Raw genomic sequence first — 14,823 nt, 5'->3', positions numbered from 1 at the left:
CAGCAAGAAGTGGACGATGCCGATCCGGGACTGGAAAGCGGCCTTGAATCGCTTCAGTATCCAGTTCGAAGATCGTCTGTTAACGGTTTAATAAAAATCCCGTTTACACAAAATCTAGGACACCCTCTGATTCGCGACTGCTTCGCAGCCGAACGGGGCGGTGCGGCGTTCCGACAAGCCCCCTCGCCACATTGTTCTGTATTCAAATCAGTAAACCCAAACCTCAACTCGCCGATTCTTGATCCTTCCCTCATCGGCGCTATTGGCCGCCACCGGCATCTCGGCACCGAATCCGCGTATCTCGCGAAACACCACGCCGTTCTTCACCAACTCCCGCCGTACCGCCATGGCCCGCAGCTTCGACAACAGATCGGCGCGCGCCGGGTCGCTCTTGGCATCGCCAAAACCCACCAGCGTCACTTGTCCGGACATTTTGTCTTGCTGCTTTATATAGTCGAGCACCCGCGTCAGGTCCTGCCGCGCCTTGTTGTCCAGGCTGGCACTGCCTTCTTCGAAGCGAAAATTCACCGACAGCCGCTGGGCATGACGGCTGAGGGACTGGTATCCCTCTGGCATCAGCGCATTCGGCGTAACGGCCATGGCCTGGACGGTCTGGGCGATAAACCCGTTGGTGGCGACAATCGCTTGCCCTTTGCTGCTTTGGGCATAGGCCACCAGCGCTTGGGCCCAGGGATTTTTCCCCGTCGGTGGCAGGTAAAAGAACAACCGGCGGGACAGCGGATAGTCCTCAGTGGCAATCAGGCTGTTGAGCGGCAGCATGGCTTGCGATTGACCGTCGACTATGGCCACGACCTTGGCCTGGCGCACGTAGGGCAAACCGATAAAACCGATGCCTTGCGGGTCTGCGCTGACCGCATCGGACAGTTGCTCGCTGGACTCGAAGCGTTTCGCCGCGCTGCCGAGGGTTTTCCCACGGCCGCTGAGGACCAGTTCCTTGAAAGTGTCGTAGGTCCCGGACTGATCATCCCGCGCATACAGATGAATCGGCCCGCCGCGACCGCCGATGTCTTCCCAGGTCTTCACCTCGCCACTGAAGATGCGCGCCAGTTGCACGGTGTCGAGTTGATTCAGCGGATTGTCCGGGTGAAGGATGATCGCCAGGCCGTCGATGGCGATGACCTGTTCGGCGCTCGGGCTTTTCAGGTCACCGAGCGATTGCAGGCTGGCCAGTTCGCTGTCCTTGATCGGGCGCGACGAGGCGGCAAGATCGGCGCTGGCGGTTTTTAGCGCAGTGAAACCGGTGCTGGAACCATGGGCCGCTACTTCTACCACGACCCGACGGCCCTGAACGGTTTCGCCGACGATGCGCAGTTCGTTGGCGGTGTCCGGGGTTTCGCGGTGGATCCTGCGCAGGCCCTGTTCACTCAGCAGGCCCTCGACCAGCGCCGGTCCCAATGCGGCGCCGATGGTGTTGGAACCCTGAATTCGCAGCACCGGGCCGTGTTCGGGTGTCGGCAAGTCGCCAGCCGAGGCCGCCTGCGGCAAGCCCGTGCACAGCATCAACAGGAACAACACGCGCAGCATCATGCCGGCACCTTACATAGCCAAAAGAGGTGTCGGGAGATTAAGTCAGTAAGGTTTCCGAAAAATGACACTTGTAGGAGAGAGCTTGCTCGCGATGGCGGACTGTCAGTCAACATTGGTGCTGAATGTCACACCGCAATCGTCGGAACGCCGCCCGGAGCAAGCTCGCTCCTACAGGGGATTGATGTGGCCGGGAGAAATCAGCTCAACTCAAGCCAGATCGGCGCATGGTCCGATGGTTTTTCCATGCCACGCAGTTCGTAGTCCACCCCCGCAGCCTTCACCCGTGGCAGCAAGCCCTGGGAGGCGAGGATCAGGTCGATACGCAGGCCACGCTTGGGTTCGTCTTCGAAGCCACGGCTGCGGTAGTCGAACCAGCTGAAGGTGTCGGTCACGTCCGGATTCAGGTGGCGGAAACTGTCCACCAAGCCCCAGTTCTTCAGGCGGGCCATCCACTCGCGCTCTTCCGGCAAGAAGCTGCATTTTCCGGTTTTCAGCCAGCGCTTCATGTTGTCCGGGCCGATGCCGATGTCGCAGTCTTCCGGGGAAATGTTCACATCGCCCATCACTACCAGCGGCTGGTCGTTCTTGAACTGGCTTTCCAGTAATTGCTGCAAGTCGCCGTAGAAACGTTCCTTGGCCGGGAACTTGGTCGGGTGGTCGCGGCTTTCACCCTGTGGGAAGTAGCCGTTCATGATGGTCACCGGCACGCCGTTGGCATCGGCGAAGGTGCCCCAGATGAAGCGCCGCTGGGCGTCTTCTTCGTCGGTGGCGAAGCCTTTATGCAGGGCCAGCGGCTCCTGGCGCGAGAGCAAGGCGACGCCGTAGTGACCTTTTTGCCCGTGGAAGTACACGTGATAACCCAGGGCCTGAACCTCGGCCAGCGGGAACTGATCGTCGTGGACCTTGGTTTCCTGCAAGCCGATCACATCGGGCTGGTGCTTTTCAATCAGCGCCGCCAGCTGATGGGGACGGGCGCGCAGCCCGTTGATGTTGAAGGAGACGATCTTCATGGTCGGCAGTCCTGGCAAAAGGGCGATGCTAGCTGACATGTGGGAATCGGGCCAGTGTGGGGTGAGGGGATTTACTGGGTTCTGTCAGATCTGTGTAGGCAGTCCTGGCCCCTTCGCGAGCAAGCCTGCTCCCACAGTGGGTTGTATCGTCCACAGAATTTGCTCACACAACGGCACCTGTGGGAGCGAGCCTGCTCGCGAAGGCGATTTCATTGCCTACACTCATTGCGGATCTGTAAGGAACTGTGTCAGCGCCGACAGGCTCGTAACAACAAGAGCGCAGCCACCCGAGCTGTGCCGGGGAGATCAACCGTCATGCCCGAAACCTCAACCGTCATCGCCGATATCCATATGCTCGACAGCGGCTACGCCCGCGAAGCGCGTTCGCTGCTGTACCAGGCTTATCGACACGAGCCGACCTTCGGCTATCTGTTCGAAGCCGAGCGCCTTGGCTACGAACAGCGGGTTCGCGCCACCGTGCGCGAGCTGGTGACCCAGCACTTTCTCCAGGACCTGCCGGCCATCGGCCTGCTGGTCAACGACCGCCTGATCGGCATCGCCCTGATCGCACCGCCGCAACGTCGTCTCGGCGTCACCGAAAGTTGGGCTTGGCGCTTGCGCATGGTGCTCAGTACGGGATTTCGCTGCACCCGTCGCTACCTCGATTATCACGCCGCCGTGGAGGCCTGCGTACCGAACGAATCGGTGCACGTCCTGCCGTTGCTGGGGGTTCATCCGCAGTTCCAGGGCAAACATTTCGGCGAGCAACTGTTGCAAGCCGTGCACAACTGGTGCGCGGTGGATGAAAATTCACAGGGAGTGATCCTCGATACCGGGAACCCTCGCTACCTGGAGTTCTATAAGCGTCAGGGCTATGAGGAAATCGGTGAAGTTGCTGTAGGACCGATTCGCGAACACGTGTTTTTTCACCCCAATCCCCAGGTGTTACATACTGCAACGGCTTGAACGGCGAACTTTCCGGGCATGTCAGGCTCTATCACGCTCTCAAGCTCGTGATAGCATCCGCGCCTATGAAGTTTCCAGGAAGAATTACCAGCAGCGTACTGATGCTGATGACCAGCTGTGCGGCGTTGGCACAAAGTGAATTGGATGTACGGATCAAACCGTCCAATGATGAGCTGAAAGCCAATATTGAAGGCTATATCGGCAGCCTCGGCGATCGCGATGAAGAAGCGTTGCTGCGCTTCAGCCGTGGCGCCGAAGAACAGGCGCGCAAGGCCGCCCAAGCCCTGGGTTATTACCAGCCGCACATCGACAGCGAGGTGAAGGGTGGCGAAAAGCCGCGCCTGGTGCTGAAGGTCGACCCCGGCGAGCCGGTGCACTTGCGCAATGTCACGGTGCGTGTCGACGGTCCGGCAGCCGCCCTCAAATCCTTTCGAGTCCCCAAGAGCGACGCGCTCAAGCCTGGCGCCGTGCTCAATCATGGGCATTACGAGGACGCCAAGCGGCTGATCCAGAATCAGGCTTCGCGTTATGGCTTTTTCAGTGGCCGTTTCACCCGTTCAAAATTGTCGGTCGACCCCCGTGCCGGTGTCGCCGATATCGAACTGATCTATGAAAGCGGTCCGCGCTATACCTTGGGCAAGGTCAGTTTCGAGGGCGATACGCCGTTCGATGACGAGCTGCTGCAACGCATGGTGCCGTTCAAGACCGGCACGCCGTATGACTCGGAACTGATCGCCGAACTCAATCAGAACCTGCAATCGAGCGGCTACTTCGAAGGTGTTCGCGTGGACGCGGCACCCACGGGGTCCAGGGACGATGCGATCCCGGTGGACGTCAAGCTCGAAACCCGCAAGCCGCGGACCATGGGCCTGGGCCTGGGTTTCTCCACCGACGTCGGTCCACGCGCCAAGGCCAACTGGACCCGGCACTGGGTCAACGCGCAAGGGCACAGTTATGGCTGGGAAACCGAAGTCTCGGCACCTCGGCAAAACGTCGGGCTGTTCTACGACATTCCGCTGGACCCGCCATTGACCGACAAACTGCGTTTTGCCGGTGGCTATCAGAATGAGGACATTGCCGGCACCGACACCCACAGCAAGCTGCTGACCCTGGGCCCCGAATGGCACAGCAAACTGCCCAGCGGCTGGCAACGGGTGGTATCGCTCAAATGGCAGCGCGAGGATTACCAGCTCGGCGACGACTCGGGACTCAGTAACTTGCTGATGCCAGGCGTGAGCTATTCGTACCTCAAAAGCGACAACCGCATCGACCCGCACAACGGCTATCGCCTGCAATTCGAATCCAAAGTGGCCAAGGAAGGCCTGGGTTCCGACAGCAACCTGATCTACGGCACGGCGCTGGTCAAAGGCCTGACCACGGTGTTCGATAATCACCGCTTCCTCGGGCGGCTGCAGGTCGGCGGCAGTGCCACCAACGGTTTCAAATCGGTGCCGCCATCGTTGCGTTTCTTCGCCGGTGGTGACCAGAGCGTGCGTGGCTACGACTATCAGAGCCTGTCCCCGGAAAACTCCGACGGCGACCGCATCGGTGGCCGCTACATGGTCGCTGCCAGCGCGGAATACCAGTATTCCATCGCCGAAAAATGGCGGATCGCGACCTTTGTCGATCAGGGCAACTCCTTCAACACACTCGAATTGCCGGACCTCAAGACCGGGGTCGGTATCGGCGTGCGTTGGGTATCGCCGGTGGGGCCGATCCGCCTCGACCTGGCCCACGCGCTGGATGACGATGGCGGCATTCGACTGCACTTTTCCATGGGGCCTGAGCTGTGAAGCGTGGTTTGAAAGCAACACTGCTGACGATGGCGGCGCTGGTGGCAATGGTTGTCCTGACGCTCGCCACGGTGCTGGGCACGGCGACGGGCAGCCGCTGGGCATTGGGTTTCGTGCCGGGCTTGACCCTGGAAAACTTTCAGGGCCGGCTGGGCGGGCAGTGGAGTGCCGACCGGGTGCTGTGGCAACAGGACAGCAACCGGGTTGAACTGAGCAAGGTGATTTTCGCCTGGTCGCCGTTGTGCCTGACCCGCATGACCTTGTGCATCGAGCAATTGCAGGCCGATCAGGTCAGCCTGACGTTCCCGCCGGTTGCCGAAGAGCCAGACAACGGCCCGATCACGCTCCCGGAGCTCAAGTTACCGTTGGCCCTCGAACTGGGGGAGATCAAGGTCGGCAGCCTGTTGTTCAATGGCAGCGAGGAGCTCAAGGGTTTGCAACTGGCGGCGCACTGGACCTCGGCCGGTTTGAAGATCGACGCGGTGTCGATACAGCGCGATGACCTGAGCCTGAACCTGTCCGGTCTGCTGCAACCCGCCGGCAATTGGCCCCTCAGCGCTTCCGGCAAGCTGACCCTGTTGTCGACACCTGAGCCCCTGGCGCTGGCGCTGAAAGTCGACGGCGACCTGCTCAAGACCTTGAACCTGAAAGCCGACAGCAGCGGTTACCTCAACGGGCAACTGACCGGCGAACTGCAACCGCTGGCGGAAAACCTGCCGGCCAAGGTCCGGATCACCGCCGATGGCTTCAAGCCCAGTACCGATCTGCCGGACACCCTGCAACTCAATCAGCTGGAGCTCACCGGCGCTGGCGACTTGAAGAACGGCTACGCGCTGCTCGGCAAAGCCACGCTGCCCGCCGAGCAAGGGCCAGTCGCCGTGGTGCTGCAAGGCAAGGTCGACGCCAAGGGCGCGCAGATCGCCGCGCTGGACCTGACCGCCAGCGACAAGCAAAGCCTCAAGCTCACAGGGCTTGTGGATTGGAGCAAGGGCCTGAGCGCCGAGGCGAAGATCGACTGGCTGGACTTTCCGTGGCACAGGCTCTATCCGCTCATCGACGAACCGCAGGTAGCGCTTCGCACGTTCACCGGCGAAGTCTCTTACACCGACGGCAAGTACCTCGGTCATTTCGCTGCGGCGGCGGATGGTCCGGCCGGCGCTTTCACCCTTGCCAGTCCGTTCGCGGGCGACCTGACGAAGATCTACCTGCAACAGATTCAACTCCAGGCCGGGCAGGGCAAGGCTGAAGGGCACCTGAACCTGCAATTCGCCGACGGCATTGCCTGGGACACCGCGCTTGACCTGTCGGCGATCAACCCGGCGTACTGGGTCGCGCAGCTGCCGGGCACACTGGCCGGGCCGTTGCGCAGCACGGGCGAGATGAAAAACGAAGTGCTCAGCCTCAATGCCGACCTGGACCTCAAGGGTAAACTGCGCGGTCAACCAGCGGTGATCCAGGCCAAGGCCGATGGCCGTGGCGAGCAATGGAACCTCAACGCCCTGCAGGTTCGCCTCGGCGATAACAGCATCAGCGGCAAAGGCAGCCTGCAACAGAAACTCGCCGGCCAGATCGATCTCAAGCTGCCGCGCCTGGCCCAGCTCTGGCCGGAGCTGCGCGGCCAGCTCAATGGCCGCGTGGATGTCGCCGGTACGCTCAAGGCGCCCCAGGGCAAGCTTGACCTGCAAGGCTCGCAACTGGCTTTCCAGGACAATCGCCTGCAAAGCCTGAACCTCGACGCGACGCTAGACAGTGCGCAACGGGCGAAAATCGACCTCAAGGGCAGCGGCATCCAGGCCGGCGACACTTCACTGGGAACCCTGACCGCCAGCGGCCAGGGCGATATCAAGAACCAGAGGCTGAGCCTCGATCTGCAAGGGCCGAAGCTGAAACTGGCGCTGGGTCTGGATGGTGCGCTGGATAAAGGCAACTGGCGCGGACGCCTGGCCAGCGGTGATATCCAGGCCGGTGGCCAGGACTGGAAGCTGCAAGGGCCGGCGAAGCTCGAACGAATGGCGGACGGCAAAATCAACTTTGGCGCCCATTGCTGGGCATCCGGCCAGGCCAGCCTGTGCGGGGAAGACTCGCGCCTGATGCCCGAGCCGAAGCTGCGTTATCACCTCAAGCAATTCCCGATCGACAGCCTCGCGCAGTGGTTGCCGAAGGATTTCGCCTGGCAGGGCCGGCTCAACGCCGACCTGCAACTGGACCTGCCGGCCAGTGGCCCGAACGGCCAGGTCAGCGTCGATGCCGGCGGCGGCACGTTGCGCATCAAGGAAAAGGACCAGTGGCTGGACTTCCCGTACCAGACCCTGAAACTGACCAGCAAACTCACGCCCAAGCGTATCGACACCGAGCTCAACTTCGTCGGCGGCAAACTTGGCGAGCTGATGGTGCAGGCCCAGCTCAATCCGTTGCCAAAGAACAAACCGTTGAGCGGTTCATTCCGCTTGAGCGGGCTGGACCTGTCGGTGGCACGGCCGTTCGTGCCGATGGTCGAGAAGCTGACCGGGCGCTTGAATGGCAGCGGCACGATTTCCGGTGGACTGCTGGCGCCGCAGGTCAATGGCAGCTTGCAACTCAGCGACGGTCAGATCTCCGGGCCTGAGTTGCCGATGGAGCTGAAAAACCTGCACGTGCAAGCGCTCATTGTCGGTGAAAGCGTGCAATTGAACGGTGGCTGGAACAGTGGCAAGGCCGGGCAGGGCAGCCTGAACGGCAACGTCGCCTGGGGTCAGGCGCTGGTGGTGGATCTGGCGCTTAAGGGGTCGCAGTTGCCAGTCACCGTCGAGCCATACGCCAAGCTGGAAGTCGCACCGGACCTGAAAATCTCGATGAAAGGCGACGAGTTGGCCATCGCCGGTAAAGTGCTGGTGCCCAAGGGCGACATCATCATTCGCGAGTTGCCGCCGTCGACAGTCAAGGTCTCCGATGACACGGTGATCGTCGGTCAGCAGACCGAGGAGGGCAAACCGCCGCTGGCAATGAAGATGGACATCGAAGTGGTGGTCGGCGAGGACAAACTGAGCTTTGCAGGATTTGGCCTGACCGCGAATGTGCAGGGGCATGTGCACATCGGCGACAACATGGACACCCGGGGCGAGCTGTGGCTCAACGACGGGCGCTATCGCGCCTACGGCCAGCGGCTTTCGGTGCGTCGGGCGCGTTTGCTGTTTGCCGGGCCCATCGATCAGCCGTACCTGGACATCGAGGCCATTCGCAAGACCGACGACATCATTGCCGGCATCCGTTTGAGTGGCAGCGCCGAGCAGCCGACCACGCAGATCTTCTCCGAACCGGCCATGAGCCAGGAGCAGGCCCTGTCCTATCTGGTGCTCGGGCGTCCGCTGAGCAGCAATGGCGAAGACAACAACATGCTCGCCCAGGCAGCCCTCGGGTTGGGCTTGATGGGCAGTTCCGGTGTGACCAGCGGCATCGCCAAGAACCTGGGCATCCAGGACTTCCAGCTCGACACCCAGGGCAGTGGCGACGCTACCAGTGTGGTGGCCAGCGGCAATATTTCCGAGAAGCTCAGCCTGCGCTATGGCGTCGGCGTGTTCGAACCGGCCAACACCATTGCCTTGCGCTACAAGCTGAGCAAAAAGGTCTACCTCGAAGCCGCCGGCGGCGTGGCCAGTTCGCTGGACATCTTCTACAAGCGGGATTTCTAATTCTCAATCAAGCGGCGGTTCGGCAATCCGGTTTGCCTGCTCAGGCGGCCTGATAGCCGGCGTTTGCTTTGTTGACTGAGTACATATCCGTTTCTTCGGTAACGGCGGCTTATGGTTTCGCCCTGACGGCGAGTCACTTTTTTTACAAGCGCCTAAAAAAGTAACCCAAAAAACGCTCGCCCCGAACGTCCGGCCCCTCGCCTGGGCTCGGGGTTCCTTCGCTCCGGCATTCATCCGGGGGCATCGCCTCCGGTCGGCTTCGCTCGACCTCCTCTCGATGTGTTCGGCTGCGCCGAACGGCGCTGCGCGCCCACCCCCGGATGAACGCCTCCACTCAGCCTGCCGAGGGGGCGGGTGGATCAAGATCAAGAGCTGCAGGCGAGCTAACGCTCGGCCTGTTGAGTGGTGAGAAGCGTGAGTGTACGCCGATCTGCCTTTGTTCTTCTGTGGAGCGAGCTTTGTCCGGGCGGCGTTCCGACGATGACGGCCTGCCAGCCGACTCAACTCTCACAGGCGAACGAACCCCGCGAAAAGGCCGGCCGGTAGGCCGCCTCGCTTTTGCTTTTGAACTTCTTGCCCCCTCGTGAGGCTTCGTTCCGGTTCTGCGCAGTGGGCAACCCGGCATGGATGCCGGGTTAGCCGCCGCCGGCCATGGATGGCCGATGGCGGCGGGCCCACGGAGCAGGACCGGAGCGAGGGCATGCCGAGCCTTGGCGAGGCACCGAACGTCAGGGGCAAGAGCCCTTGGTTACTTGGGGCTCTTCCAAGTAACCCGCCGTAAGGGCGGAACCATAGGCCGCCGTTACCGCAGCAATGGATATGTACACCATCAACAATAAGGTCAGAAAAGCGGTGACATCCGTCTATGACCACAAAACCCGACACCACTGGTCAACTATTTACCAAGCCTCCTAACTATTGCATTGACATTCGCTGCCTAGGCAGTAACATCTCGACATACATTCACTGCCTAGGCAGCTAATTGGTGGTCAGATGAAACATTTCTCTCCGGAAGATTTCCAGAATTGCCATCTCGGCCTGTTGCTCGGGCGCGCCGCGTTGCTCAAGGACCGGATTATCGACACCCACATGGAACCCCACGGCATCACCGCCGCGCAGTTCAAGGTGTTGATCATCATTGCCCAGTTCGGCGTCGATTCGCCGGGCGAGTTGTGCCGTCACCTGTCCCTGGACAGCGGCTCGATGACGCGCATGCTCGACCGTCTGGAACAGAAGGGTTTCCTTGCCCGCCAACGCTCCGAGGCGGATCGCCGTCAGGTGCAGTTGGTACTGACCGAAGAAGGTCAGAAGCTGGCCGACCGCCTGCCGCACATCGGCGCCGAAGCCATGAATGAACTGGCCGGTGCCATCACTCCAGAAGAACTGAAAACCCTGGAGCTGATCCTGAAGAAAATTCTGGTGGCAGCCGGTGACGCGATCACCCTGCTGCGGGTAGGTGACAAATGAGCAGTAACCCCTTGCGTACCGGCTTGAGCCTGGTGCTATTGGCCATGAGCGTCGCCGGTTGCGCCAGTTACAGCGGCCTGAAAACCGAAGGTGTCAGCCTCGACGCGAAGACCCTCAAGGCCGGGCAATCCCTCAGCGGTGTGACTTTGTCCCCCGCCGCCTGGCCGAAAAGCGACTGGTGGAAAAGCCTCGGCGATCCGCAACTCGACGGCCTGATCCGCGAGGCCCTGCGCGATAGCCCGGACATGCAGATCGCCGACGCCCGTGCCCATCAGGCCAGCGCTGCCGCTTCCGCCGCCGACGCCGAGCGGATGCCGACCCTGGATGCCAGCGCCGGTGTCAGCCGCTCGCGCCTGGCCCGGGACCAGGACCCGCGCGGGCAGGGCGACACGTACGCCACCGTGCGTAACATCAGCAGCAGTTTCAATTACAACTTCGATCTCTGGGGTGGTCAGCGCGATGCCTGGGAAGCGGCCCTCGGCCAGGCCCGCGCCGCCGAAGTCGACCAGCAGGCAGCGCAACTGACCCTAGCCGCCGATGTCGCCCGGGCCTATAGCGATCTCGGCCAGGCGCATATCGTCTACGACCTGTCCAACGAAGACCTCAAACGCACCCGGCAAATGCTCGACCTGAGTCAGCGACGCCTGACTGCCGGGATCGACAGCCAGTACCAGTTCCAGCAGACCGAAAGCCTGGAAGCCACTTCCCAGGCCAACCTGATCGACGCCGAAAAACGCTTGAACAGCGCGAAAATCGCCCTGGCCGTTCTGCTCGGCAAAGGACCGGACCGCGGCAATGAAATTACCCGTCCAAACATTCTTCAGCCGGGTGCGGTAGCGCTACCTTCGGTGCTGCCGGCCGAACTGCTCGGGCGTCGCCCGGACCTGGTGGCCGCGCGCTGGCGGGTCGAAGCGGCGAGCAAAAGCATCGACGCCGGCAAGACCCGGTTCTATCCCAACCTGAACCTCAGCGCCGCTGCCGGCGCCGAATCCTTGTTGGGCGATGCGATGTTTGGTTCGGCCAGCCGCTTCTTCAACATTGCACCGACGATCTCTGTGCCGATCTTCGACGGTGGCCGCTTGCGCGCCGACCTCGATTCCCGCGACGCCGATTACGACCTCGCCGTGGCGCAGTACAACAAAAGCCTGGTGAAGGCGCTGGGGGATGTCAGTGACAGCATCAACCAGTTGCGTGATATCGGCCGGCAGATCGCTGCCCAGCAGCACGCCACCGACATCGCCCAGGATTCCTACAACACCGTGGTCCAGCGTTACGGTTCCGGCATCGGCAACTACCTGGACGTGCTCAGCATCGAGCAGCAATTGCTCCAGGCCCAGCGTCAGCTGGCCAACCTGAATGCCGAGCAGATTGACCTGTCGATCCAACTGATGCAGGCGCTGGGCGGCGGTTACCAGCCTGAGGCCATCGCCTCGGCCAACGCCACGCCAGCCACGCTGACCCACTAATTCAAGGTACTTGTCATGGCCACTGCCGATACAACTCAACCTCCTGAAAACACCCAGGGCAACCCCAATTCGGGCAAGCGCAAGTTCATGCTGCTGGTCCTGGCTGCCGCCGTCGTGCTCGGTGGCGCGGGCGTCTGGGCCTATCACGAGTTCTATGGGCGCTGGAGCGAAAGCACCGACGATGCCTATGTGAACGGCAACGTGGTGGAAATCACCCCGCTGGTCACGGGCACCGTGGTCAGCATCGGCGCCGATGACGGCGATCTGGTCCATGAAGGCCAGGTGCTGGTGAACTTCGACCCGAACGACGCCGAAATCGGACTGCAAAACGCCCAGGCCAATCTGGCGCGGACCGTGCGTCAGGTGCGTGGCTTGTACAGCGATGTGGACGGCATGAAGGCCCAGGTCAACGCCCAGAAAGCCGAAGTGCAAAAGGCCCAGGACAACTTCAGCCGCCGCAAGAACCTCGCCGCCGGCGGGGCGATTTCCCAGGAAGAGCTGTCCCACGCCCGCGACGACCTGACCTCGGCGCAAAACGCCCTGGCCAACGCCGAACAAAAGCTCAAGACCACCAGTGCGCTGGTCGATGACACCGTGGTTTCATCGCACCCGGACGTGATGGCCGCCGCCGCGCAATTGCGTCAGGCGTACTTGAACAACTCGCGCAGCACGCTGATTGCGCCGGTGACCGGTTATGTGGCCAAGCGTTCTGTACAACTTGGTCAGCGCGTACAACCGGGTACCGCGTTGATGGCGGTGATTCCGCTGGATCAGCTGTGGATCGACGCCAATTTCAAGGAAACCCAGCTGCGTGACATGCGCATCGGCCAACCGGTGGAGATCGAGACTGACCTGTACGGCAGCAGCGTGAAATACAGCGGCACCATCGACAGCCTCGGTGCCGGGACCGGCAGCGCATTTGCCTTGCTGCCGGCGCAGAACGCCACCGGCAACTGGATCAAGATCGTGCAGCGCGTGCCGGTGCGAGTCCACGTCAACGCCGAAGAACTGGCCAAACATCCGCTGCGGGTCGGCCTGTCGACCATGGTCGATGTGGACCTGCACGACCAGAGCGGGCCGGTGCTGGCGCAACAGCCACCGCAGAAGGCTTCGTTCAGCACCAACGTATACGACCGTCAGTTGACCGAGGCCGACGCGATGATCACCCAGTTGATCCACGACAACAGCGCCGCGGTCAGCAAGACCGCGCAACGCTGATTCGCCAATCCGTCAGCTGCGCCGGCAACCGGCGCAGCGCCAGACCTGTTTCAAAGGATTCGCGATGAGCAATAACGCGTCTTTCACGCCACCCAGCCTGCTGCTCAGCACCATCGGCCTGTCGCTGGCGACCTTCATGCAAGTGCTCGACACCACCATTGCCAACGTGGCGTTGCCGACGATCTCCGGCAACCTCGGCGTGAGTTCGGAGCAGGGCACCTGGGTCATCACCTCGTTCGCCGTGAGCAACGCCATCGCCTTGCCGCTGACCGGCTGGCTCAGTCGGCGTTTCGGCGAGGTGAAGCTGTTTGTCTGGGCGACGCTGCTGTTCGTGCTGGCCTCGTTCCTGTGCGGTATTTCCACCTCGATGCCTGAACTGGTGGGCTTCCGGGTGCTGCAAGGGGTAGTGGCCGGGCCGCTGTACCCGATGACCCAGACCCTGCTGATTGCGGTTTACCCCCCGGCGAAACGGGGGCTGGCGCTGGCGCTGTTGGCGATGGTCACGGTGGTCGCGCCGATTGCCGGGCCGATCCTCGGCGGCTGGATCACCGACAGCTACAGTTGGCCGTGGATTTTCTTCATCAATGTGCCGATCGGTCTGTTCGCGGCATGGGTGGTGACCCAGCAGATGAAAAAGCGCCCGGTGGTCACCAGCCGCCAGCCGATGGATTACGTCGGTCTGATCGCGCTGATCATTGGCGTCGGGGCTTTGCAGATCGTGCTCGACAAGGGCAACGATGCCGACTGGTTCGAATCCAGCTTCATCGTGATCGGCTCGGTGATTTCGGTGGTGGCCCTGGCGTTCTTCGTGATCTGGGAAATGACCGACGAACACCCGGTGGTCAACCTGCGCCTGTTCGCCCATCGCAACTTCCGCTACGGCACCATCGTGCTGATCCTGGGCTATGCCGGGTTCTTCGGGATCAACCTGATCCTGCCGCAGTGGCTGCAAACGCGGCTGGGCTACACCGCGACCTGGGCCGGTTTTGCCGTGGCCCCGCTGGGGATCCTGCCGGTGCTGTTGGCGCCGTTTGTCGGCAAATACGCGCCGAAATTCGACATGCGCCTGCTGGCGGGCGGGGCGTTCCTGGCCATCGGCCTGAGCTGTTTCATGCGCGCAGGCTTCACCAATGAAGTGGACTTCCAGCACATCGCCATGGTGCAACTGTTCATGGGGATCGGCGTGGCGCTGTTCTTCATGCCGACCCTGACCATCCTGCTCTCGGACCTGCCGCCGAGCCAGATCGCCGACGGTTCGGGACTGGCGACATTCTTGCGGACCCTGGGCGGCAGTTTCGCGGCGTCATTGACCACCTGGATCTGGATTCGTCGGGCGGACCAGCATCACGCCTACCTGACCGAAAGCATCACCCCCTTCGATCCGGCGACCCGCGAAGCACTGACCAACCTGGGCGGGGCAGGGGCCAAGGCCTATACGCAACTGGACCAGATGGTGATCAGCCAGGCGTACATAATGTCCACGGTGGACTACTTTACCTTGCTGGGGTGGATGTTCATCGGGCTGATATTGATCGTGTGGCTGGCCAAGCCGCCGTTTACGGCGAAGGCTGGGCCTGCGGCTTCCGCGGGACACTAAGCACCGCAGTACCCCTGTAGGAGCGAGCCTGCTCGCGATAGCGGTGGATCAGTCAACAGAAATGTTGAATTTGAATCCGCTATCGCGCTG

General features: G+C 61.8%; 9 protein-coding genes. 7 read left to right on the top strand and 2 right to left on the bottom strand.

Annotated features, from left to right (window positions below; translation table 11 throughout):
• Nucleotides 1-207 precede the first annotated feature (207 nt).
• Nucleotides 208-1,548 carry a substrate-binding domain-containing protein gene (locus KGB07_RS25325; RefSeq protein WP_223466859.1) on the bottom strand — a complete coding sequence of 447 codons (1,341 nt, stop codon included), beginning with the start codon at nt 1,546-1,548 and terminating at the stop codon, nt 208-210.
• Between the two features lie 197 nt (nt 1,549-1,745).
• Nucleotides 1,746-2,558 (bottom strand): exodeoxyribonuclease III, encoded by an 813-nt coding sequence (gene xthA / locus KGB07_RS25320; protein WP_046037809.1) that lies wholly within the window; start codon nt 2,556-2,558, stop codon nt 1,746-1,748.
• Nucleotides 2,559-2,873: 315 nt separating this feature from the next.
• Between xthA and KGB07_RS25315 the strand changes: the two genes are divergently transcribed.
• The 7 genes from KGB07_RS25315 to KGB07_RS25285 all read left to right on the top strand — a co-directional run bounded on the left by KGB07_RS25315 (nt 2,874) and on the right by KGB07_RS25285 (nt 14,733).
• Entirely contained in the window at nt 2,874-3,524 is a 651-nt protein-coding gene (locus KGB07_RS25315; protein ID WP_046037811.1) for a GNAT family N-acetyltransferase, read from the top strand.
• 65 nt (nt 3,525-3,589) lie between these two features.
• The gene (locus KGB07_RS25310) at nt 3,590-5,317 is read left to right on the top strand and encodes an autotransporter assembly complex protein TamA (RefSeq protein ID WP_223466858.1); all 1,728 of its coding nucleotides are present in this window, start codon (nt 3,590-3,592) and stop codon (nt 5,315-5,317) included.
• Nucleotides 5,314-8,985 carry a translocation/assembly module TamB domain-containing protein gene (locus KGB07_RS25305; protein ID WP_223466857.1) on the top strand — a complete coding sequence of 1,224 codons (3,672 nt, stop codon included), beginning with the start codon at nt 5,314-5,316 and terminating at the stop codon, nt 8,983-8,985. The genes KGB07_RS25310 and KGB07_RS25305 overlap by 4 nt, the downstream gene beginning before the upstream one ends.
• Before the next feature lie 993 nt (nt 8,986-9,978).
• Entirely contained in the window at nt 9,979-10,452 is a 474-nt protein-coding gene (locus tag KGB07_RS25300; protein ID WP_046037815.1) for a MarR family winged helix-turn-helix transcriptional regulator, read from the top strand.
• Nucleotides 10,449-11,918, top strand: a complete 1,470-nt coding sequence (locus KGB07_RS25295) for an efflux transporter outer membrane subunit (RefSeq protein ID WP_046037816.1) — start codon at nt 10,449-10,451, stop codon at nt 11,916-11,918. Before KGB07_RS25300 ends, KGB07_RS25295 begins: the two co-directional genes overlap by 4 nt.
• Nucleotides 11,919-11,933: 15 nt before the next feature.
• Nucleotides 11,934-13,136 carry an efflux RND transporter periplasmic adaptor subunit gene (locus tag KGB07_RS25290; RefSeq protein WP_046037817.1) on the top strand — a complete coding sequence of 401 codons (1,203 nt, stop codon included), beginning with the start codon at nt 11,934-11,936 and terminating at the stop codon, nt 13,134-13,136.
• A gap of 64 nt (nt 13,137-13,200) precedes the next feature.
• On the top strand, nt 13,201-14,733 hold the full coding sequence (locus tag KGB07_RS25285) for a DHA2 family efflux MFS transporter permease subunit (RefSeq protein ID WP_223466856.1): 1,533 nt from the start codon (nt 13,201-13,203) through the stop codon (nt 14,731-14,733).
• Nucleotides 14,734-14,823 lie beyond the last annotated feature (90 nt).

The sequence above is a fragment of the Pseudomonas sp. GL-RE-26 genome (genome assembly GCF_019956275.1).
GTDB classification, from domain to species: domain Bacteria; phylum Pseudomonadota; class Gammaproteobacteria; order Pseudomonadales; family Pseudomonadaceae; genus Aquipseudomonas; species Aquipseudomonas grandcourensis.
Note: the sequence above shows the minus strand (reverse complement) of the source record. Positions and strands in the feature narration are given on the sequence as shown.